Raw genomic sequence first — 23,413 nt, forward strand, 5'->3', positions numbered from 1 at the left:
ACAATTACAGCACTGCGATAATCATTAATTTCTCATTTTTAAACTTATGAATCCTTTTTTCCGACCCTTGATTCCGATGGCATTTGTTCTCACTCCTTCCTTAGTTACCCAAGGTAATGATTTGCTTCGACAGCATGTGATTCAACAGCTTCAAGAAACAAGAAAATGTTTCGGCTGTAATTTAGCAGGAGTTAATTTCTCAGGGGCAAACTTACAAAGAATTGACTTGCGATCGGCAAACCTTCAGGGAGCTAACCTCAAGAATGCTAATCTCCGGTACGCAAATTTAGAGTGGGCAGATATTCGAGAAGCAAATCTACAAAGAGCCGATCTAACTGGAGCTATCCTCAAGAATACATTGCTAACTGATGCTGATTTACAAAAGGCAAATTTGTCAGCATCTAATTTAGAAGGAAGCAATTTGAGAAATGCCGATCTTAGTCATGCAAATCTTCTCAAAGCTTTAAAAAACAACGATATTCAGATTCGTAATTCTGTCACTCTCTGCGAAACAGTATTACCAAATGGGGTGTTCTCAGGTCGATGTAATTAGCCTCCAAATAGCTAATCATTTTTTTTGTTAGGAGTAAATTAATGTCACAACCGAATTATGAAGATAAAAATAGCTTTCTTTACCCTCGCGATCGCTACTACGGACAAGTTAAGCCAAACAACCTAGTATTTAATGCTAACCTCCAAGAATTTGCTCAAAAAATTAGCTATATCACTAGTTTAGAAACTGCTGGTAAGCTATCTCCAGAAAAAGCCTTTGCTCAAATAGAGGCACTCTGGAAACAGTTGGAAGATAGTAAAACTAAGCTGGGGATTGGTCGCGATCTAGCAGTTTAATTTAGTTGACTACTAAACCTGATATAGCTGTAATAGCAGTGATTGTTAAGCTGAGAACCTTTAAATAGAGTTTGAAGCTTTGAAACTTAATTTGAAAAATCGGAACAAATTTTATGAGACAAAAAGAAACAGTATTTGTTATTCCGACTCATCGGCTGAGAGATGTAGCACAGACTATCGAAAAGTATGATGAGAATTTCAGGGCAAATGGTCATGCTTTAAAAATTATCGTCTTTGATGATTCCAGCATTGCCAATCACGAGAAATATTACTCACTTTTAGAGCAGACTAAGACAGTCAATGACGTGTTTTATGTCGGCCCCCAACAGAAAGAGCAATTTCTTACATTTTTAAACGAAAGACTGCGCGATCGCAAGCTAGAATCACTAGTCAAAAACTTATTCCGACCTAGCTATGGAGGAAACCGCAACTTCACACTAATGTACACCCTTGGACATTTAATGGTTAGTGCAGATGACGATATGCGACCAGATGCATTAATTGAAACTAGCCCAGAATCTTTATCTGGTGATGAAATATGTCGAGGAAAATTAATTAAGTCCAATCAACAAGGCGGGTTTGTCCATAAATCTTTTGACTTACTCACGGCTTTTGGTGATGTTCTAGGTCAAAAGGCCAGTCATGTACCAGAAAACTTCGAGGCTGGAGAATTGGTTCTTGATACAGCAATGGATTTAGAAACTAATACAACTAAAGGATACTTTCGGGAAAACAGCCTCTTATTACAACCAGGGAGAGTATTAAATAATGCGATTGTCAAGATTGCCCAGACTTTTCGCACAGGAACTAATGATATCGATACACTTGATTTTATTCATATGTATCTCAATGATGAAAATCAAATAAGTCCAAATGACCTGAATGATTTTTATATTCTTACCAACTTTCGGCCTGTTATTACTAACAAAAACTGGAGAATGGATTGTGGAGTCGCTGGATATGATAATCAGCTAGGCTTACCACCATTCTTTCCAACTCGACTTAGATTTGAAGATTATATCTACAGAATTTGGATACAACAAGAGGGGATCGCCGCTGCACACGTTGATGCTGTCCAGAACCATATTAGAAATAACTATATGCGTAATCCTCTGGCTAGCGAACTCTTTAATGAAGAAATATGTAGCCTGCTGAAAAAGAAAATTAAAAGCAGTGTTTATCATCTTGATGACCTGGGAATCAAGTTTGATTATTCTGGCGAGGTCACTTTACAAGACTCTGAGGAAATCTTAGAAAAAATCTCTGCTATCCACCGCCAGGTAGTCAAAGCCTCAATCTCTACCCAGAATGAAGAACGCAAGCAGTCACTTCAATTGTTTGCTGAGAACTTATCGAGAGTATTTTACGGCTTTGAACCAGACTTTTTTCAGCAAAACGTTTCCAGAATCATTGATGATGTCATTAGCCAATTTCACGGTTCTCTAGAAATATGGCCGACTCTAGTGGAAATCTGTTACTTTTACAAAGATAAAAAGGATCTACCACAAATCAGAGTTAAAAACAAGAAGCTAAAATCTAGAAATGGCACGAATTTGAGCCAAATTCAAGCATAACCTTTTAATTTGCCAAACAAGGCATCTGCAAGACTTTACGATTCTTCATCTGTAATAATTTTGTGAAGCATATCTCAAAGTTCCTACAATCTGATAAGATTTCCAACAAGTAGAATAATTGCTTGTTCTCTTTTTCTTGAACCCACTGATTTCGGGTCTTTTTTGGGAAAGGAAAATAAAAAAATGTCTCATCTATTGTGGAAAACTCTGGTACTAAGTCCAGTAGTTTTGGGAGTGACGGTGTTGGTTTCCGCTAGGGCTATGGCTGCTGAAGTAGCAAGCTCTTCTGAAGAGATAAAGGCAAAAGCTGCTCAGACAGAAGCACCAATCGCTTCTGCTGCTTCAATATTCATTCAAACAGAGCAACCAAAAATCAATCGGCAGTTGATAGCTCAAAAGACTGATGAAAATAAGGTTTTAGAAGAAGTTAACCGTTACAGCAGCGAAGGCAAGAACCAGAATTCACTGTCTCAAGTTACATCAGTTTCTCAGTTTTCTGATGTACAGCCTACTGACTGGGCATTTCAAGCTTTGCAATCCCTGGTTGAACGCTACGGTTGTATTGCTGGATACCCAAACAGCACTTACCGTGGTAATCGGGCATTGACTCGTTATGAATTTGCCGCAGGTTTGAATGCTTGTTTAGATCGAGTTAATGAACTGATTGCGACAGCAACTGCTGACTTGGTGACAAAACAGGATTTAGCAACTCTCCAGCGTTTGCAAGAGGAATTCTCGGCAGAACTAGCAACTCTGCGTGGTCGAGTAGATGCTGTAGAAGCACGGACTGCTGAACTAGAAGCAAATCAGTTTTCTACTACCACAAAATTGGTGGGTGAAGCTATTTTTGTCGCTACTGATATATTTGGCGGTAATACTGGCGATGCCAATAATACTGTCTTCCAAGATAGGGTACGTTTAGACTTGCAAACCAGTTTCACGGGTAAAGACGTATTACACACCCGTCTTGCAGCCGGTAATGCACTAGCCTTTAGTCAACTGGATAATGGTGGCCTTCCTATCAATACTGCTGAAGGCACACAAACGTTTCAAATCGGTAGCACTGGTAATAACGGTGTGATTATAGACTGGCTGGCGTATTACGTACCTATAGGCCCAGCCCAAGTTTACTTGGCGGGTACCGGAGGTATTCATAGCGATTATGTTCCCACTAACAACCCTTACTTTGAGGATTTTGATGGCGGTAATGGTGCTTTGTCTACCTTTGCTTCTGAAAGTCCCATCTATCGCATTGGTGGTGGCGCAGGTGCAGCACTGACTTTACCCTTTGGTAAAGGTGGCGGCTTTTTCAAACCAAGCTCACTGACTATAGGCTACTTGGCGTCAAATGCTAATAATCCTGGGCCCAATCTAGGTTTGTTGGAGGGTAACTATGCGGCTCTGGGACAGTTGAACTTTAGCGTTGGCGATCGCTTATCTATAGGTGCTACCTACGTTCACGGTTATCATGGTGCTGGAGGTGGTAATTTATTCGATCTAGGTGGTGGTTTGGCTAGCACTAACCGCGTCGTAGGCACTAATCAAGCTAACACCCTAAGTACCCTAAACGCATCTTCCAGTAATTCTTATGGTATAGAAGCAGCCTTCAGACCCAGCGACAAACTTTCAATTAGTGGCTTTGTTTCTTACCATGATGTCACAGGCTTTGGTGCTAATGATGATTATGACGCTTGGAGTTACGGTCTTGGGGTAGCCTTACCTGACTTCGGTAAACCAGGTAACGTTTTAGGTATTTTTGCTGGTGCAGAACCTTATGCCCGTAACCGCCCAGGTTTTGCTGGTACTGGTAATGATATACCTTATCACTTTGAAGGTTTTTACAAGTATCGCGTGTCAGATAACATCTCAATTACCCCTGGTGTCATCTGGTTGACCTCTCCTGGTCAAAATAGCGATAACGACGATGCAATTATCGGTACGCTGAGAACAACTTTCACCTTCTAAAGGTTTATAGCAATTTGCTGTAGGGGCGCATATCTGTGTGCCCCTACGGTAATTTGACCCTCTAATTTTAATTAGACATCTAGTGAAATTAAATAAATATGCGTTATCCAGAACCTTTGTAGAGTAGTTCAATTAATTGAAAATAGCTATAATTACCATAGCTTCCACCAAGGATTTAATTTGTTGAAATTGCGCTCCTGCAATGAATTCTTTACTACTCTCATTTACACAAAAATAAACCCAATAAATCTTGCCGCGACTATAATTATTTGGGTCTATTACTATTTGTCCCATTTTTATCCAACCGTCTTCATCAACACCATACCACTCTCGAAAATTTTGTTCGCTGAAATAACCACGAGTAATAGTACTAAGAATATACATTCCGTGGTATTGCATATAAGCAGCAAATTTGAGAACTCTAATTTTTTCTGGAGATATATTTATTAATTTAGTTGAATAATAATTCTTTCTTTTTTCATCTACTGTTTTTTCATGTACAACTTTTAAAAGTTGGTTTCCTCTCTTGAGATTTTCTGGAATAAGAATTTCTGATTTTATCTTATTTTCATTTTCAATATAATATATTCCTTGAGGAAGTGGGTAAAATACTAGTTCTCCGTCTAATATTTCACCACTGGGATAGGCAATAATAAATGAACGTACATCATTTATATCAAATCTCTGTTTTCCACAAATTAATTCTGTGTTATTAAAATTTAAAATTTGTATCCATTCGGTAGGGTTTGCTAAAGGATAACCAATAAAAACTTGAGAATTACGATTCTGTTTCAGATATATCCGCAAACGGAACGGGGCTGAATTAGAATAGTATGCCATTGAATTACTGCCCTCTAGTATCAAGATTTAAATCTTGTACTTAAGATTCCCAGAACTTTAGCAAAAACAGAGGTAGTCTAACTTTTGCCGAAACAGCCCAAAAAAGTGCAAGAAAGAGTATTAGGGAAAACTTAGAACCCGCACCCAGGCGTTGATGTGAAGAGACTGAAGTTGTTTCATAAAGACAAGCGATCGCGATGACAATATTACTGATAAAATACCCAAAATGCGAGAACTTTACCCAGCGATCGAGCCTTACTTAGAAGGTAGTTTACAGGTTTCTGACCTTCATACCATTCATTTTGAAGAGTCAGGTAACCCACAAGGTCAACCCATCGTTTTGCTGCATGGGGGCCCTGGTGGTGGATGTCCAGCTTTTTATCGGCAATATTTCCACCCCGAAAAATGGCGGTTAGTGATGTTTGACCAGCGTGGTTGTGGTCAAAGTACGCCCCATGCAGAATTACGAGAAAACACCACTTGGGATTTAGTCAGCGATATCGAAAAACTGCGCCAACATTTAGGTATAGAAAAGTGGGCGGTTTTTGGTGGTAGTTGGGGTAGCACTTTATCATTAGCCTACAGTCAAACCCATCCCTCTCGCTGCACGGGATTAATTCTGCGTGGGATTTTCATGCTGAGACAAAAAGAGTTGCGCTGGTTCTACCAAGAGGGTGCTAGCTATATTTTTCCTGATGCTTGGGAAGAATATCTCAAACCAATTCCCATAGATGAACGTAACGATCTGATTGCAGCATATTACAAGCAGTTAACAGATCCAGATTTAGAAATTCAATTAACAGCAGCGCGTGCTTGGTCAATTTGGGAAGCTAGTACCAGTAGACTTTTCTTCGATCCAGAACTCATGCAAAAGTTTGGCGAGAGTGAATTTGCTTCAGCTTTCGCACGGATTGAATGCCATTACTTTATGAATAAGGGATTTTTGGAAACTGAAGATCAATTACTCTTAAATGTAGACCGTATCCGCCATATTCCGGCTGTAATTGTTCAGGGACGTTATGATGTAGTCTGCCCAATGATATCAGCTTGGGAATTACATCGCGCTTGGCCAGAAGCAGAATTTATAGTGGTTCCTGATGCCGGGCATTCGATGAGTGAAGCAGGAATTCGTAGTGCTTTGATTGAAGCAACAGACAATATTTAATTCGGTTACGTAATCTTTACCAGGATGCGAGGTGATTTTGTCGTAACTATTTTGTTTAATGGTAATTTTGATGCGATCGCTAACAATTAAAGTTGACATTCCTAATTATTGTCGCGGCAAAAGATGAAGAATTTTTATCATCTGTTATCACGACCATTCCCCCACTGGGGGCCGCGAATGACAGTTCCACTGGGCATAGTGGTGTTCCAAATCAAATTCATGCCTCGGCAAATCAAGCCGTCATCGGTATGAGCGCCTCTGAAATCAGCTTCGATGAGAATAGCATCTTCGAGACTTCGCATTTGAACTTCCCAGAAATGACCAAATGTGGCATTCATTTGACTCAAAATGCTGCCCCGCAAGTCGGCTTTATCGAAGGAACTGTGCGTCACATTAGCAGCAAACAAATTAGCATCGCGGATAATTGCTCCTTCCAAACAACAACTTTCCAAGAAAATACCACCCAAATCGGCTCCAGTCAAATCGGCTCCAATCAGATAGACACTACGCAAATCAGCCCCTCGCAGGTTGATATCTCGCAAAACCACACCATCGAGATCGAGTCCACTATGTTTGGAGCGACGAAATCCATAGAGTCCATAATGAGCCAATTTGATTCCAGCAAAGTTACGTTCCCCATCAGCATAGCGCTCCAGCAACTCCTCAGCAGTAATTTCCCAGACCATTATTTACCTCCCGCATTAATTAACATATATGTGCAGACAATAGATAAAGGTACTGCCCTGAGCTTCAATGGCATCACTCATACCTACACTAAAGATGGTGTATACACAGCAACGCTAACCCTTGTAAATTTGGAAACTTATACTGTATATGAAGCATCAGTGTAAGTAATTCACTACAAAAAAAAGATATGCGAATTCTAATTGTGGAAAGCAGTATGTTGTTGCTCCTAACTGCGATGACAACTGGCTGTGTCGGTTCTTCCTCTGTTACAAAACAGCCGCAAGCCTTGCCAGCAAGCCCTGAGCAGCCGACGAAAAAAGCTGTATTGAACTCAACAGCTACACCAATTGCAAAACCTATAGAGCATTCTACCCCTGAAGCCACTACTGCCACGAATCCGACGCGCTGTGAAACTAGTCAATTGTCAGTGCGCCGAGTCTCCCAAGATGCTGGGGTTGGGAATGTTGCACTCACCTATGCCTTCACCAATAACGGCTCATCCCCTTGTACCCTCAATGGTTATCCGGGATTGGCACTACTGGATGCAAAAGATCGACCTTTGCAGGGGATTAAAGTTATTCGCTCCAAGGATACTTACTTTTCGAGTAACCAACCTCAACAACGAGTAACTCTGGCTCCTGGGAAACAAGCCTCATTTCAGATAGCATATAACCACATTCGTTCCACAGAGGAACAATGCCCAACGTCTAGTAAAATTCAAATCACACCTCCTAACGCTTACGAGCACTTTACCGTTACAGAACAAATCAAGCCTTGTACAGGTAAAGTAAGAGTGACTCCAGTGCGATCTGCTGACACTCAACCCTAGTAAATTTCTGTAATTTACTCAAATACCCAGAAAAAGCATAAATTTAATCAAAGCCTCTGATAAGTTCGCTATTGTACTAATCAAAAAGGTTAAAAAATTCTATGGAAGGAATTGATGTTGCCGATCAAGACGGCAGAGTCGATTGGACGGCAGTAAAAAACTCTGGTAAAACTTTTGCGTTTGTCAAAGCGACAGAAGGAGCTAGCATTAAAGATTCTGCTTTTGCTCATCACTGGCAGACCATGAAAGCTGTTGGTATTATTCGCGGTGCTTATCATTTCTTCCACCCACAGACATCTAACCCGGTTCAACAAGCAAAGGAATTCTTAAAAACGTTGGGAAATTTAGAACCGGGAGACTTGCCACCAGTTCTGGATGTAGAAGTAACTGACAAAGGAAGTAGCCAAGCTGTAATTAATGGAGCGAAGCAGTGGTTAGCAGAGGTGGAAAAAGCCCTTCTACAACAAACAAAAAAACCAATCAAACCAATCATTTATACCTTCCCCAGTTTCTGGAAAGAACTTGGTAATCCATCTGATTTTGCTAGTTATCCGTTATGGATTGCCCACTACGGAACCAAAAACCCAACTATTCCTAGCGCTTGGCAGGGGCAATACATAATCCATCAATATGAAGGTGATATATCTGGTGTACCAGGTGTTAGTGGTCGAGCCGATTTGAATAGATTTAATGGATTGCAGCTAGGAGATTCTGGGCTAATAGTCAAACAATTACAACAGCAATTAAAAAATATTGGATTATATACTGATGCCATAAATGGGAATTTTACGGAATCAGTTAAGAATGCAATTGTTAGTTTCCAAACATCTAAGAAATTGCAAGCTGATGGAATTGTCGGTATAAAAACTTGGGTAGCTTTATTGTGGATTTAAAACGGATTGTCCGCTCAAGAAGTAGACCCATACTCATCATTATATGAATATAAAGATGGGTGATGCTTTACGTTTAATATTTACTTATCTTAATTAGCGATCGCAGTTATTTTAAGTATAGCAACTTCTAAAAAGCCCTCACTTTGCTCCGAGGGCTTTGAAATAATGGGTATTCCTATATCTGACTAACATAGAAATGCACAAAAGTGAGATTTAACCTGGAAAAAACCTTTAAGGATTCGTTTGAGCGAATTAAACTTAATCCGCCTGATAGCTTTATTCACTTCTACCCACTGCCGTTTTCTTTTACTTGCTTCTGGATAATCTTCACTCAGCATCTCTACTGGTAACAAATACATCTTGACTCGGTAAATTTTCCCTCGTTTGCGGTACTTGTAAGTGCCCAGTTTATTGGTGTCTACCTGTCCAATTACCCCTGCTTCTTCCCACGCCTCTTTGGCTGCTGAAGCCGGCGGACTCATGCCATCGGGAATACCACCTTTCGGAATCACCCAGCCTTGAAAGTTACGGGTTGTGATTAGCAGGATTTCGACTTTACCGTTGTTCACTCTATAAGGAATTACCCCAGACTGTTTAAACACTTTGCTGGCTTTTCGACTCATGTAATTTGCATCCTGTACGATCTAGCTTTTTTGTACAACGTTTCTTTCAGAAAGTCGAGAGCTGATACTGGATAAATTTTGGTTAATCTTAGATTATGGAAAGGTTAAAAACATTTTTTTACCCATAATAATTAATTATTGAAGATTTTTATTCATCTTGTAATATCGTTTCCAGGTAGAACTTGGAAATGCCGAAAAAGTATCTCTACGGCTTGTACCAAAGGCAAAGCCTCCCCAATAACATCAACCAATAGGAAAGAGATTAGAAGGTTTTTAAAGGGCTTGGCTGAAGTTAACCCAGATAAAAAATCTTGTGTTTCTACAGTGTGTTGCATCTATACAAGAATTGCCATATTTGTGGTTTTAATATAAAGTCAACCCACTTAAAATGTGTACTCCTGATGGCTGATTGACAAATGCAGCAGTATTCAAAACATCACATATTCTGAGATTAATCCAGAATATGTGCCGCCAATGTAACTAACTTGACTTTTTTAGATTTTGGTAGATATACAGCGAAGATATTGTATTTAAATCTACTTCTTTATACCGTTCTTCATCGTCATCAGTATTTTTAAACAGGACTGTAAAGGCACCAGCACCTAATTTATCTTGAGGAAACATCCGATAGCAAGGCATTTTAGTTAAATGCGACTGATAATTGGCTAAATTACTAATTTCTATTGCCTGAAACTGGGGAAAACGTTCCAAAAACCATTCACAAACTTGCTCATTTTCTTCGGGTGAATATGTGCAAGTCATATAAGCAAGATAGCCTTGTAGTGAAACAAGTTTAGCAGAGTTAGCGATAATGCGCTTTTGACGATTTGCACTTTTATTAATAGCTGTTGGGTGAAAACATCCGGGAGCTTTTTCGCCTTTAGCAAGTAAAGATTGCCCAGTACAAGGAGCATCTACTATTACCAGATTGCTAGAGGAGGGAAACATTTCAGCAAATATGCTCGAATCTCTATTAACCACTGCGCTGGGAGCGATCTGGCAACGCTTCAAATTAGAAATTAGCATTCCCAGACGTTTGCCAATTACTTCATTACTGATGAGTAAGTCTGGTTGTAAAGCTTTCCAAGCAAAGATACTTTTACCTCCTGGTGCTGCACACATATCAAAAATTAAACGCACTGGCTGAGGAATAGCTAACAAACTAGTAGCCGCAAACACCGAAGAAAAATCTAAACAATAGAAATATCCTTGTTGATGCAAGGGATGCTGACCGGGTTTTTCTCCCAAAGATAAACGGTCTATAAATTGTGGTTGCCAATAGGTTGGTGTTTCTATTGCCAAAGGCAACGTTTCCGGCTTTTCCTGACACCAAAGAATACTGGGTGAAAAAGGCTGAGGATTCATTAAAGCCTCGATAAACTTTTCTTGCTCCTCTAAATTAGCAAACAAACGCCGCGAGACTTTAAGTAATAAATTAGACGGTTTTTCCATGTGGATAATGAATTATGAATTACGAATTACGAATTAGTATGTTGTATCAGAATCGAAATAAAACTGTTACACAAGAACAATGTAATTAAGGCTTTTGGCTTCATACTCAAAATATAATGACCGCCATTGGGATCGCAATGGCCAAGCTACCCCACTGCACCGGAGAAGGTCATGTTCTTAGATAGTTTTCCGCAAAAATTACGCAAAGAAGCACAATTATGGAGGGATGAAGGATTAATTAGTTCTTCGCTGTATGAGCAAATAGCAGAACGTTATCAATTTAAAAACCTGGAAGCTGCTGCACGCGATCGCAATAAAGCGATCGCGATCGCAATAGGCAGCATTCTTTTGTGCTTAGGCATAATTACCTTTGTATCAGGAAACTGGCAGGGAGGATCGCGAGAAGTCAAATTTATTCTCATGATGAGTTTGTTTTTTGCGATCGCAATTACCGGTTTTTACAGTTGGAGACAACCTGAAGGAAAGAAGCTACAACGAAGCAAACGTTTACTGGGAGAGGGGTTGCTAATTTTAAGCGCCTTCATTTTCGGTGCAAATTTACTGCTGATGGCCCAGATGTTCAATATTGCCGGTTCAACTTCCCAACTGTTTCTGGCCTGGGGGTTGGGTGTTGTGGTAATGGCCTTCAGTTTGTCCTTAAATTCTTTAGGAATTCTGTCAATTGTCCTCGTGGACATCGGCTATTGGACTGGACTAGAAGACTTATGGTACGCAACAGGAGAGTTAACTTGGTCGCGTCTAGTGGTGCAGCATATGCCTTTGTTGGCATGGCTGGTGTTCGTACCCTTAGCCTACTTCTGTCGATCGCGTTGGATTTTTGGTCTAGCAGCCTTTGTTTTTGCTAGTTCCTTACAAGCCAACCTCAATCCCCTACCACTGCTGAATTATGCTGATATAGCCCCTTGGGTGGCGTCTTTTGCTTTTGCACTCCCACCTGCATTATTCTGGAGTTATGATGACCTGCTGTTTCCAACCATAAATTACAGGTTGTTTCAATCTCTGGCCCGTAATTTAGCATTGGTAAGCTTCGGCATTGTTTTTTACATTCTGTCTTTTCGTTGGGTCTGGGAATCTCCAAATTATGGTTATAATCAGCCAACGAATGTGACGAACTTGTTCCAGTCTCTGCCGATAATCGATTTGGGGATTCTCAGCGGCTTGGCGGTATTACAATGGTTATTTCTACTGCGCCAAAGAAATAACCCTCCGCGCCGCGAAGTGATTTTCACGACCGCTGTCATTGGTACCTTTCTTGTCTTTATTACCGTAGTACCTTTTTGGCATCAAACTATCAGCCGGATTGATGAACTTGGTATTTTTATTTTCAATGTACTTCTAGCAACATTAGCCTGGGGACTAATTCAAGAAGGATTGAAATTAGGCAACAGAAGTTCCTTTTGGGGCGGTATGCTGTTAGTAACACTGCAAATTATCAGTCGCGTGCAAGAGTACGATACAGACTTACTTTTTAAGTCGCTGGTCTTTATCTTGTGCGGTTCTGCTTTAATTAGCGCTGGACTCTGGTTTGAACGCCGCCTACCTGGTGGTAGCTCTACAAGTAAAAAGTAGTGCAAATTCAGAATGGGCTAAACCTTAGCTATCCGCTAACAGAAATCTGCCCATCATCAAAATCTCTGTGCGTCAAAATTTTTAAAGTTTCTCTGCGTCAGTCCTAATCTCGTTACTTTTAACCTCCTCAAGACCTCTGCTTTTTAGGACTACGCTCATGACTAATACTTCTTCTGAATCCAAGAATAAACCCTTGTCCCCTGAAGCCGAATTTTCCAATAAGGTGACTTTTCGGGATTACTTGATTGCTAGCGAACAAAAATCGAATAAGTCCTTACCTTTTTGGCGTTTACTTGCTCCCCTGGCGCTGCAAACAGGGCTAATTATGGCAGTACCAGCCCAAGCAGTTTATACAGATGTAACAGGAAAAACGGTGATTTTACAAACCGTACCTGTAGACCCTAGCAATGTGCTAGAAGGTAACACCTTAGCCTTAGATTACAACATTTCCCGTACCTCAAATTTGAGCAGACTACCTGGCTGGCAAACATTAGTCAGCAAAGGTCGTGGAAGTGGCAGAAGATTGCCTGAAGGAACTAATATATACGTGACTTTGCAAGAGCAACTATCCTCTGGTCGTGGTGTTCCGAGAGCTTGGAGACCATTACGAGTAAGTAGCGATCGCCCCACAACTCTTAGAGCCAATCAGGCAGCTCTAAAAGGTGTTTATCAGGATGGCTCTGTTAACTACGGTTTGGAAACATATTACATCCCCGAAAACCAACGGCAGCAGATTAGAAACGACTTGCAAGCCCAACGTGCCCGTAGAGGACAAGTACCACCCATTGTGGTCAAAGCGAAAGTAGATCCACAAGGAAAGGCAGTGCCAGTTAGTATGTGGGTGCGCGATCGCAACTATCGCTTTTAAGCTGTTAGACAAATAAACATTGCATGTTTACACGCCAGATTTGTCTCCAAAGTTCTGAGCGTCGGAAGTCCGCGCTCAGAATTTTCTGTTTGTCATTAGACATTTGGTGAAAAAGAATGTAGAAACCTAGCATTGCTACGTCTTTACAAGAGTTCTCGGTAAAGCATATTTAATTTCTGGAAATATCTCATATATTGCCTATATTTAGAATGAAATAGCCCTGGATTACGGCAAAGACTCAAAACAGTATATTTAGAGTAAGATTATCAGCAAGTTTTAATTGCTGATAATATATGATTTTCCGTGGATTGAGTCGAAAAGCAAGGCTACTATTTACAAGATTCTTACTGCTAGCGTTCATAGCAGTAATTGTGGTGTGGCAACTCTCACCAGCACAACCCCAGTTAGTACAGCAAGAAAGCAATTACGCGATCCATATTCGACAAAATTTTAATCAATCTGGTTTTTATCCCGTTGCACAAATTCCACCTGCAAACCTTTATAAACCTATTGCCGATTGGGTAGGAAGGTTAATTTTACCAACGAAACAGCAATTACAAGATGGTTTAGATTGGGTATGGATGGAAGTACAATATGCACCACCTACAGCACGAAATTTAGTAGGGAAGATTGTCCGTTTGGAGTGGAAAAAAAATAAAGATTTGCTTGCTTTGGGTAAAGCGGTAACGCGAGATATAAATTTCACTTCAGAAGTGATTAAAAGTCAAAAGCAAGGAAATATTCATCCTTTTCGGCTAAATGGAGTTCGTCAGGTAGGCTTTTTACGCTCTTTAGCTGGCGCAAATCCTGATGATAATGTAATTGTTACTTTAGATTCAAATACAATCATTGATGTAAGTAAAAAAAAATCTATTTTGCAAATTGAACGCGAACCTGTTTTAGCAACTGGTAGGTTTTATGGGTTGGTAAAAATAATTCAACCGATTAAAACTAACTACAAAAATATTTTAGTTTCTAAAGCCAAGCAGTATAGTGATTATTTTTTAGTCCAGCATTATAATCCTAATTCAAATAAGTTTAATGGTCTTAAAGAAACTATTCGTATTCCCCAACAAGTAATAGATAAGCGAAATTTTGCTCCTTCAAGTTCGCAGCAAATCGAAAAATCACCTGCGGGTGAAGATGGGTGGTATATTTATGGTGCTCCCGACGCAAAGGGCATATTTACGGTAGGCGCACTTGCACCTCGTTCTCTGTTTCAAATTAAACCCCGTCAAATCATTACTGGTGAGGAATTAGGACTAAATTATATCCAAGAGGGAAATTGGGAAAATACCGAGAAAAATAAAGGTAAATTCAATACTATATTCTTAAAACCTGTAGAAACAAAAAATTCACTTAATCAATCTATATCAAAATGGCAAGAAGGCAATAAAGCTATTGTCCTACACCTATTTGGTGGAATTGGTGGACGTAAAGCTGAACCAGTCGGAGTACCTTATACTATCACCGGACATTTTGCTTTTGGAATTGCAGAAGTTGTCCGCGACGAGTTTACTAAGGAATTACGCTTCGAGACTAAATATCACCAAATTTATGCCCATAACCCTGATGGAATTATTGCCGGAACGCATACATGGGCTGATTATATGGGGAATTTACAACGTGGTTGGCTGGCAACACGTCCAGTGTCAGATATTCTGATCGAATTCGACCCTGTAACGCAGGATTATGATTTTGATGGTGTTAAACTTTCGCCTTTAGAGCAATTCCAGCAACAATTACAGGTAACAATGGCACGTTATCGGGTTGGTGATGGAACTGGTGGTGCAATGATATCACCTGCTACCTCATGCGTTCAAGACGCAAGCCAAGCACTTTATGCTGCGATACTGACAATTAAAAACCAAGTTGCTACAACTCCTCAAATTCAAACTTGGCTACGCGCAAACCCCAATCACCCGCAAGCATTACGCTTTCAGCAGCTAGTTGAATTAGGTCAATCTTTGGAACAACAATTAGCACCCTTGGGTATAGTTCGCGCTGATTGGCAAAGTAAAGCAAGTCTACTCGCAGGTACGGGCATAGGAAAAACGACAAAACCATTTCAAGATCGTAGTATTTGGGCTGGTTTGACAACATGGCGAACAATAATGCCTAGACTTGCACACGACGACCTCGCCGCAATATTTTTAAAACATGGTGCAATTTTGCAAGTATTACGAACCAATCAAGTAGGTGGTTGGCAACCTAATATTACACCCATTGCACCAACAGTACTTTTGGGACAAATTAAGATTCCGTTTACCAATATTTCACCAATTTCAATTCTTTTAAATCGCATTTTAGTATCGCTAGCAGTTCCAACACTAAAAGATTGGTTAGTTATTGTTTTAATGCTGATAGTTTATAGTATTATTGCTCTGCCTTATGGCTGGAGGTTTGGATTTTTAGAGATAAAATTGTGGTCTGCAAGTTGGATTGATAAATGTCTGTTAATATTGCGTTGTTTATTTTTACCTGCGATTGTTGAAGAAGTGTTTTTCCGCGTTTTTTTGCTTCCTCATCCTAGCGAAATCACCAATTGGTTACAATGGGCTTTTTGGGCAATAGTAAGTTTAATCTTATTTATTTTGTATCATCCATTCAATGCTAAAATGTTTTTTAAAGCTGGAATTACCACATTTCATAATCCTGTTTTTCTGGTTTTAGCGGCATTTTTAGGAATTATATGTACTGTTGCATATACTCTAACAGGATCTTTGTTTGCGATCGTTTTAATTCACTGGGTTGTAGTAGTAGTTTGGTTAATTGTTTTTGGAGGTATGACAAAATTAGATAATAATTAAAAAGTTCAGAATACTAAGGTTTAATAATTGTAAGTCTTGAAAGTGGCAGGTGCGGTCTGGTGACTATAGTATTTATGGGCGTATTAGCAGCACTAAATCATTGTTGGAACAACCGCAGAACTTTTTGTTAGCGATCGCACTACGAATTTACCAGTATTCAGCAACACCCTGGCTCCTTAGCACTCACCGAATTTTAGATTTTAGATTTTAGATTTTATACCAATTTAATGTGAAGTTGCACATATCTTGATCCCCCTAAATCCCCCGATAAATTGGGGGACTTTGAATTCCCCCCTTTTTAAGGGGAGCCAGCGCGGTCTTGGGGTCTCCCCAAGTGGAGCGACTGGCGTGGGCTAGGGGGGATCGAATTCTATGCAGCTTCAGAAAGAATTGGTATTAGATGCAAAAAACGTCTTGGAAAATTTGATCGAGTTGGCAGAGCCGCCCACGCAACTTTCCGCAAAATTTAAAATTAATTGACAGAGCTAGTAACTTAATTGCTGGAGTCAATCTAAAATCTAAAATCCAAAATTGTTTGACTACTGCTAAGGCACAATCAGCACTGGGCAAGGGGAAAGGTTAATCACGCGAGTGGTAACACTATCATCCGCTCCCTCTTCAGTCAAGCCTAGCCCCCGACAGCCCATGATAATTAAATCTGCCCCAATTTCATCAGCGACATCGCAGATCGTAAAAGCTGGTTTGCCTTGCCTTTCCAGGGTTTCAGATTGAATTCCTTGCCCAGAAAATAAAGATTGGGCATTTTCCAGCAGTTTTGCAACTACCTCTGGCGACACCATTGGATCTGCGCTAGGCGCGTCTTTTGGTGGTTCTTCTACCACAGACAGCAGCACCAAGCGACTGCTGTACTTTTTAACTACGTTGGTAACAACGTCAGCAGCTTCCCGCGTTTCCCGGCTTTGATCGATAGGAAATAGTACTGTCTTAAATATATCTGTCACTTGGGTACCCCTGACTCCGGTAAAATCTTGATGGTTCTACTTTCAAAACAATAACAAAAAGGCAATCAGGAGAGTTTGGTGTGTCCAAAAAAAGTTTAGCAAGTTTATCTTCGGCTGATATCTCTGGGAAACGTGCCTTAGTGCGGGTTGACTTTAATGTGCCTGTGGACGACCAAGGCAACATTACTGACGATACTCGCATTCGCGCCGCTCTACCAACCATCCAAGATTTGACGCAGAAGGGAGCTAAGGTCATTCTCGCCAGCCATTTTGGCCGTCCCAAGGGTGTGGATGACAAATTACGCCTAACTCCCGTTGCCAAGCGTCTGTCTGAGTTACTGGGGCAAGAAGTCATTAAAACTGATGATTCCATTGGTGATGAAGTTGCAGCTAAAGTTGGCGCCCTGCAAAATGGCCAAGTGCTGTTACTCGAAAATGTCCGTTTTTACAAAGAAGAAGAGAAAAACGACCCAGAATTTGCGAAAAAATTGGCAGCTAATGCTGATTTTTATGTAAATGATGCTTTTGGTACTGCACACCGCGCCCATGCTTCTACTGAAGGTGTGACTAAATTCCTCAGTCCTTCTGTGGCTGGATATTTGGTTGAGAAGGAATTGCAATATCTGCAAAATGCCATTGAAAATCCCCAACGTCCTTTGGCGGCAATTATTGGCGGTTCCAAAGTTTCCAGCAAAATTGGCGTGATTGAAACGTTGCTGGAAAAATGCGACAAGCTGATCATTGGCGGTGGGATGATTTTCACTTTCTACAAAGCCCGTGGTTTGAATGTTGGTAAGTCTTTGGTGGAAGAAGACAAGCTGGAACTAGCGAAGTCTTTGGAAGCTAAGGCTAAAGAACGGGGCGTTGCTTTATTGCTGCCTACAGATGTGGTATTGGCAGATAACTTTGCCCCAGATGCCAATTCTCAAACCGTTAGCATTGAGAATATCCCCGATGGTTGGATGGGTTTGGATATTGGGCCAGACTCGGTGAAATTTTTCCAAGAAGCTCTTGCAGATACCAAAACGGTAATTTGGAACGGGCCGATGGGTGTGTTTGAGTTTGATAAGTTTGCGGCAGGTACGGAAGCGATCGCTCATACTCTCGCTGAAATTGGCAAAACTGGCACAACCACCATTATCGGCGGCGGCGACTCGGTAGCGGCTGTGGAAAAGGTTGGTTTAGCTGACCAAATGAGCCACATCTCCACTGGCGGCGGCGCTAGCTTGGAGTTACTTGAAGGCAAGGTATTACCTGGAATTGCAGCTTTAGATGATGCTTAATAGCCATCTTTAGAATTATGTAGAGACGTTATATGTAACGTCTCTACAAATAAGGGAAAAAACTGTGGAAACTAAATGGCTGGAATGGGCGCAAAAGTTACAAGCGATCGCTCAAAATGGTTTGGCTTATTCTGAGGGTGTTTTTGATATTGAACGCTACAAACAATTACGAGCGATCGCCACGGAAATTATGGCGACTTACTCGAATGTAGAACACAGGTATGTCCTCGATTTGTTTAGTCGTGAAGTAGGATATGCAACTCCGAAAGTTGATGTGCGGGGAGCAATTTTTCGGGACGATAGTATATTGTTAGTCAAAGAACGAGCAGACGGCTGCTGGACTTTACCTGGTGGATGGGCTGATGTCGGCGAGTCGCCCAGCGAGGTAGTTGTCAAAGAAGTATATGAAGAATCTGGATATCAAGCACGCGCTATCAAACTACTAGCAGTCTATGACAGAGACAAACAGGGGCATCCACCGTTTCCGTTTTATGTCTACAAGCTATTTTTTAAGTGTGAACTTATTGGTGGTTCTCCATCATCAAGTATTGAAACTGAAGAAGTAGGTTTTTTTCCTGAAGATGCCTTACCAGAACTTTCTATAGGACGTGTAACACCAGCGCAAATCACGCGACTTTTCCAGCATTATCGCCAACCAGATTTACCGACAGACTTTGATTAAATACCTCTGCATTACGAAAATGGCTTTATTCTGACTTCTGAGTTCTGAATTCTGACTTATGAAATAGCCTGAACTTGTAAATAGTCTCTTGTTGGCTAAGGGAATACGGCAACGTGTTCCCTTAGCTAGGAGGAAAAGTATCCTTAAATCTGCCTTCTGATGTCAGTACTTTCTGAAGTTGACAACGTTATTATACAAAACTGACTTGTAGTGTATAAGAAAAATCAGAACTAACGTTATTACTAGACAAAGTTCCGCCATCTTCAGAGGAGGGAGGAAATGAAAACACTGAAATGGAGTACGTACCTGCACCCAGCGAACTGGTGATTAATGACGAACCGCCACCGCCACCATCGTCGTCAGATTTCAGTAAATTCCCAGCATCGTTAAACAGTCCAAGAGCTGTATCTCCCAATGTCACTGTTCTGATAGTGACAGTTCCTGGATTTGCTAAAGAAAATGTAAAAAAGTCAAAATCAGCACTGTTCGCTGGTTGACTTGCTGCGATCTGGGCTAAAAGATTAACCTTTGAGCCTGATGATAAGGAACCTAACCCTTCAGCGCTGTTTTGTCTGTTATTTGTAGCTTCTCCAGCATTTTCCCCCTCATAGAAAAGAAAGTCATCACTATCAAGTCTAAGATTGGTTCTCCCCTGGACAGCACCTATAATCTCATCTTGCTCTGTGTTTAACAATATTTGTGTGCTGCCTCCAAAACCTTTCAGGCGGTAGTCTTGTGGAGGCCCTTTAAGTTCAATTCGATCTTGGCTAGAGTCGAAGTCATTAATAGTAACATAGTCCCCAAAACCAGGACTTAAAATATTGTTATCGTTGTAGAAAACATTTTCAGCATTGCCCAGGATAAATCTATCTACCCCACTCCCGCCAATCAAGTCATCAGTTTCCCCTACTCCAGGTGGAAGTGGACTACCAGGCCAAACACCAATGAGGATATCGTTTCCAGACCCGCCATTGAGTATATCATTGCCAGGCCCGCCCTGTAGACTATCATTGCCGTTCGCACCATTGAGGATATCATTGCCGAAATTACCGTCTAGTGTGTCATTTTTTGAAGTTCCATTTATCGTTTCGGAACCTCTAGTGCCAAATTTAAATGCCATATTATCTCTCCTAAGTTTCTCACTAATACGTAAGTTCAGCCTCAGCCAAAGAACTATTCATCAGTTCAATCTAGATTACTTGCCATTTGCGTAATCAAAGGGAAGACAACATTAATTATTTGCTTAGGAACTTCTAAAACAAAAATATCTAACTACTAATTGTGGGCTGACCTGAAAAGCCCGCTTTTGGTTACGCTTAATCGAGACGCCTACTCTACAAAATTAGATAATCTATATTCCTGAAAATTCCTTAATTGATTACCCAAATAGTAAGTAACGCACTGTGCGACTTGCTCTCAAATCTAACCCCTTCCCTGCTATAAAAGGGGAATAAGAATTAAAGCCTTTCTCCGCTTCGGGGAAAGTCATGTAAGTGGGGTTTGAAGAATAAGTCGCACATTGCGTTAAGTAATTAGGCCAAATATTTTGGTTCTTTTTCCAATTTTTTTTAACCTACGTTACTAATTATTGAAATATCATAAAATACAATGTTAAGTCAACTTTTTTACCAAATTTACAAGTTTTCTAAGCAAAAGTCTATCTAGACAAACATTTGATATTTTGCTCTGACCAGAGTTATAGAGAAGCGCTAATTGACGAGGGTCTTCCAGTCCAGCAAAGGCTTCTATAATTGCGATTTGACACACGGGAATTGATACTTTAAGCGAAAGAGAGCGCTGCACGTTAAGATATTCTGCTTAGATTTAGAAGGAAATAGCCCTGCCTTGTGTAAATAATCTCTTGTCGGGTAAAGGGGGACACGTTGTCGTGTTCCCCTAGCCATTCGGAAAAGTATCTTTGCTACCTACTGATGTCAGTACTTTCTTAATTTGACAACGTTCTTATGAAAAACTGACTTGTAGTGTATAAGAAGCAGGGTTAAAGCTGCTACTAGCGAAACTTCCGCCAGTTTCAGGCAAGAAATTATAGTCGCTCACTGAAATGGAGTACGTACCTGCACCCAGCGAACTGGTGATTGATGACGAACCGCCACCGCCACTACCACCATCGTCGTTAGATTCCAGTAAATTCCCACCATCGTCAAACAGTCCGAGAATTGTATCTGCCGATGTCACTGTCGCGATCGTGACAGTTCCTGGATTTGCCAAAGAAAATGTAAAAAAGTCGAAATCGGGATTGCCCCCCGATTGAACTGTTGCTAACTGGGCTGAAAGATTAACGTTTGAGCCTGATGATAAGGAACCTAACCCTTCAGCGCTGTCGAGTGTGTTGTTTGTACCTTCTCCAGCATTTTCTCGCTCATAGAAAAGAAAGTTATCACTATCAAGACTGAGATTGGTTTTCCCCAGTACAACACCTATGCTCTCATCTTGCTCTCCTGTCGGTTTATCTAAGAATATTCGTGTGTTGCTTCCGACAACTTGCAAGCGGTAGTCCTGTGGAACTCCTTTGAGTTCAATTCGGTCTTGGCTAGAGTCGAAGTCATTAATACTAGCCAAGTCCCCAAAACCAGGACTTGTAGTGTTGTTATCGTCGTAGAAAACATTTTCAGCGTCGCCCAGGATAAATCTATCTACCCCACCCCCGCCAGTTAAGTTATCAGTTTCGCCTATTCCAGGTGGAAGCGCACTACCAGGAAAAGTACCGATGAGGATATCGTCTCCAGGCCCGCCATTGAGTACGTCATTGCCAGGGCCGCCCTGTAGACTATCATTGCCGTCGCCACCATTGAGGATATCATTGCCTAAATTACCGTCTAGGGTGTCATTGCCTGCTCCGCTATTGAGAGTGTTGTTAGCAGTATTAGCAAAAAGTAAGTTGTTAAGACTGTTACCTGTCCCGTTGATGTCGCTAGTTCCTGTCAGCCTCAGATTCTCCACATTGGTGCCTAGTGCGTAGGTGATAGAAGACCGGACGATATCTGTACCGGAATTAGCGGCCTCTGTAATAGTGTCAACAGCACCATCAACAATGTAAGTGTCATCGCCTGCTCCCCCATTCAAGGTGTCAGTACCCAAGCCCCCATCAATTGTGTCATTGCCTTTATTACCGGATAATTGGTTATTTTGGTTATCGCCAACAATGCTGTCACTTGCATTTGTGCCGATGAAATTATCAAAGTTGACAGCAGTAAATGACAATTTACCCAAACCAGGAACATTATTGGCAACCAAACTTTGGGTTTGCAGGTTAACGGTGGCAGATACCCCAGCCAAAGATTGGGATGCATCTATGGTGTTGTTGGCAACCTTAGCATTAGCAATAACCTTTTCTACTTTAAAGAGTTGGTCTTGCCCTAATCCCCCAGCTTTTTTAATGGTTCCAACACCTGACAAGGTAATGCTTTGACCTAGTTGACTGTAGTCTGCGCCATCAATGCCATCTCCACCATCAATGCTGTTGTTACCCTGACTGCCTTTGAAGATGTCATTGCCTGCACCACCTATTAGAGTGTTGTTTCCTGTGCCGCCATCAAGTGTGTCATTTCCATTTCCACCAATTAGACTATCGTTTGCCGTCCCACCAGCGAGGGAATCGTTACCAGCCAAACCATTCAAGGTATCGTTACCGGAGGTACTATTGGCATTACCACCACTAGCCCAACCAACTATCGTGTCATTTCCCGAAGTCCCATTTCTTGTATCAGAACCTGTAGTGCCGAAAATAAAAGCCATATTATCTTTCCTGAATTTTTCACTAATGTGTAAGTTCAGCTTCAGTCAAAGAACTATTTATCAGATCAATTTAGATTACTTGCCATTTGCATAATCTAAGGGAAGAAAACATTAATTATTTGGTTAGGAACTTTTAAAGAAAAAAATATCCGACTACTGATTGTGGGCTGGCCCGAAAAGCCCGCCTTTGGTTGCGGGCGAACGAGACGCCCACTCTACAAAATTAGATAATTTCTTTCTTGAAAATCCCTTAATTGATTACCAAAATGGTAAGTAATTAGATCAAATATTTTGGTTCTTTTTCCAATTTTTTTTTGAACCGACGCTGTAATTATTTAATTATCATGAAGTATAAGGTTACATCAACTACTTTATCAAAACTTTAAGTTTTCAATGAGTTGCGCTTGATAATACATTTCACATACATGTGTAACTTTTAATTAATTATTGTTTCAAACTAACGATTTTATGGTAGATATTGCGATATTTTTAGATGAACGCCCTATCCTTGTTAAGTTAAGTTTCGATATCAGATTTTTTGGTAAAAAATATCTTTTTTTAATAAAGAAATAATTTTATATTAAA

General features: G+C 40.7%; 20 protein-coding genes. 13 read left to right on the forward strand and 7 right to left on the reverse strand.

All coding sequences use genetic code 11. From position 1 onward, the window contains the following. The first annotated feature begins 46 nt into the window (after window positions 1-46). The 4 genes from V7L01_RS10275 to V7L01_RS10290 all read left to right on the forward strand — a co-directional run bounded on the left by V7L01_RS10275 (window position 47) and on the right by V7L01_RS10290 (window position 4,388). Entirely contained in the window at window positions 47-553 is a 507-nt protein-coding gene (locus V7L01_RS10275) for a pentapeptide repeat-containing protein (RefSeq protein ID WP_335034366.1), read from the forward strand. A gap of 41 nt (window positions 554-594) precedes the next feature. Beyond that, window positions 595-849, forward strand: coding sequence for a DUF7219 family protein (locus V7L01_RS10280; RefSeq protein WP_335034368.1), 255 nt, complete (start codon window positions 595-597; stop codon window positions 847-849). Between the two features lie 113 nt (window positions 850-962). Further along, a complete protein-coding gene (locus V7L01_RS10285; protein WP_335034370.1) occupies window positions 963-2,423 on the forward strand; it encodes a hypothetical protein in 1,461 nt (486 codons plus the stop codon). A 183-nt stretch (window positions 2,424-2,606) separates the two neighbouring features. Continuing rightward, window positions 2,607-4,388: an iron uptake porin gene (locus V7L01_RS10290; RefSeq protein ID WP_335034372.1), complete on the forward strand. Its 1,782-nt coding sequence runs from the start codon at window positions 2,607-2,609 to the stop codon at window positions 4,386-4,388. A 132-nt stretch (window positions 4,389-4,520) separates the two neighbouring features. Here V7L01_RS10290 and V7L01_RS10295 read toward each other — a convergent pair whose 3' ends face one another. Continuing rightward, window positions 4,521-5,228: a hypothetical protein gene (locus V7L01_RS10295; RefSeq protein ID WP_335034374.1), complete on the reverse strand. Its 708-nt coding sequence runs from the start codon at window positions 5,226-5,228 to the stop codon at window positions 4,521-4,523. A gap of 226 nt (window positions 5,229-5,454) precedes the next feature. Here V7L01_RS10295 and pip point away from each other — a divergent pair, with 226 nt between their 5' ends. Continuing rightward, window positions 5,455-6,393, forward strand: coding sequence for a prolyl aminopeptidase (gene pip / locus V7L01_RS10300; protein WP_335034376.1), 939 nt, complete (start codon window positions 5,455-5,457; stop codon window positions 6,391-6,393). 137 nt (window positions 6,394-6,530) lie between these two features. On the opposite strand, the gene V7L01_RS10305 is transcribed toward pip, so the two are convergent. Beyond that, window positions 6,531-7,079, reverse strand: a complete 549-nt coding sequence (locus V7L01_RS10305; protein ID WP_334820833.1) for a pentapeptide repeat-containing protein — start codon at window positions 7,077-7,079, stop codon at window positions 6,531-6,533. 30 nt (window positions 7,080-7,109) lie between these two features. Between V7L01_RS10305 and V7L01_RS10310 the strand changes: the two genes are divergently transcribed. The 3 genes from V7L01_RS10310 (at window position 7,110) to V7L01_RS10320 (ending at window position 8,802) form a co-directional block, all read left to right on the forward strand. After that, window positions 7,110-7,244, forward strand: a complete 135-nt coding sequence (locus V7L01_RS10310) for a hypothetical protein (RefSeq protein WP_335034378.1) — start codon at window positions 7,110-7,112, stop codon at window positions 7,242-7,244. Between the two features lie 23 nt (window positions 7,245-7,267). Then, a complete protein-coding gene (locus tag V7L01_RS10315; RefSeq protein WP_335034380.1) occupies window positions 7,268-7,909 on the forward strand; it encodes a DUF4232 domain-containing protein in 642 nt (213 codons plus the stop codon). 101 nt (window positions 7,910-8,010) lie between these two features. Further along, on the forward strand, window positions 8,011-8,802 hold the full coding sequence (locus V7L01_RS10320) for a GH25 family lysozyme (protein WP_335034382.1): 792 nt from the start codon (window positions 8,011-8,013) through the stop codon (window positions 8,800-8,802). 185 nt (window positions 8,803-8,987) lie between these two features. On the opposite strand, the gene V7L01_RS10325 is transcribed toward V7L01_RS10320, so the two are convergent. Both V7L01_RS10325 and V7L01_RS10330 read right to left on the reverse strand, forming a co-directional pair. Beyond that, window positions 8,988-9,425, reverse strand: a complete 438-nt coding sequence (locus V7L01_RS10325; RefSeq protein WP_335034383.1) for an NUDIX hydrolase — start codon at window positions 9,423-9,425, stop codon at window positions 8,988-8,990. 480 nt (window positions 9,426-9,905) lie between these two features. Further along, the gene (locus V7L01_RS10330; protein WP_335034385.1) at window positions 9,906-10,877 is read right to left on the reverse strand and encodes an RsmB/NOP family class I SAM-dependent RNA methyltransferase; all 972 of its coding nucleotides are present in this window, start codon (window positions 10,875-10,877) and stop codon (window positions 9,906-9,908) included. 171 nt (window positions 10,878-11,048) lie between these two features. Between V7L01_RS10330 and V7L01_RS10335 the strand changes: the two genes are divergently transcribed. From V7L01_RS10335 to V7L01_RS10345, 3 genes are all read left to right on the forward strand, one after another. Further along, window positions 11,049-12,467 carry a DUF2157 domain-containing protein gene (locus tag V7L01_RS10335; protein ID WP_335034387.1) on the forward strand — a complete coding sequence of 473 codons (1,419 nt, stop codon included), beginning with the start codon at window positions 11,049-11,051 and terminating at the stop codon, window positions 12,465-12,467. Window positions 12,468-12,624: 157 nt separating this feature from the next. Then, window positions 12,625-13,335, forward strand: coding sequence for a GDYXXLXY domain-containing protein (locus tag V7L01_RS10340; protein ID WP_335034389.1), 711 nt, complete (start codon window positions 12,625-12,627; stop codon window positions 13,333-13,335). A gap of 293 nt (window positions 13,336-13,628) precedes the next feature. After that, a complete protein-coding gene (locus V7L01_RS10345; RefSeq protein ID WP_335034391.1) occupies window positions 13,629-16,145 on the forward strand; it encodes a CPBP family glutamic-type intramembrane protease in 2,517 nt (838 codons plus the stop codon). Between the two features lie 545 nt (window positions 16,146-16,690). On the opposite strand, the gene V7L01_RS10350 is transcribed toward V7L01_RS10345, so the two are convergent. Beyond that, entirely contained in the window at window positions 16,691-17,098 is a 408-nt protein-coding gene (locus tag V7L01_RS10350) for a universal stress protein (RefSeq protein ID WP_335034627.1), read from the reverse strand. 89 nt (window positions 17,099-17,187) lie between these two features. On the opposite strand from V7L01_RS10350, the gene V7L01_RS10355 reads away from it, so the two are divergent. Further along, the gene (locus V7L01_RS10355) at window positions 17,188-18,390 is read left to right on the forward strand and encodes a phosphoglycerate kinase (protein ID WP_193948422.1); all 1,203 of its coding nucleotides are present in this window, start codon (window positions 17,188-17,190) and stop codon (window positions 18,388-18,390) included. Window positions 18,391-18,454: 64 nt separating this feature from the next. Continuing rightward, window positions 18,455-19,072 (forward strand): NUDIX hydrolase, encoded by a 618-nt coding sequence (locus tag V7L01_RS10360; RefSeq protein WP_335034393.1) that lies wholly within the window; start codon window positions 18,455-18,457, stop codon window positions 19,070-19,072. Window positions 19,073-19,262: 190 nt separating this feature from the next. Here the strand turns inward: V7L01_RS10360 and V7L01_RS10365 are convergent, their stop codons facing one another. Continuing rightward, entirely contained in the window at window positions 19,263-20,192 is a 930-nt protein-coding gene (locus tag V7L01_RS10365; RefSeq protein ID WP_335034395.1) for a calcium-binding protein, read from the reverse strand. 842 nt (window positions 20,193-21,034) lie between these two features. Further along, entirely contained in the window at window positions 21,035-22,828 is a 1,794-nt protein-coding gene (locus tag V7L01_RS10370) for a calcium-binding protein (protein ID WP_335034396.1), read from the reverse strand. Between the last annotated feature and the right edge of the window lie 585 nt (window positions 22,829-23,413).

Source organism: Nostoc sp. (assembly GCF_036917095.1).
GTDB lineage: Bacteria > Cyanobacteriota > Cyanobacteriia > Cyanobacteriales > Nostocaceae > Nostoc.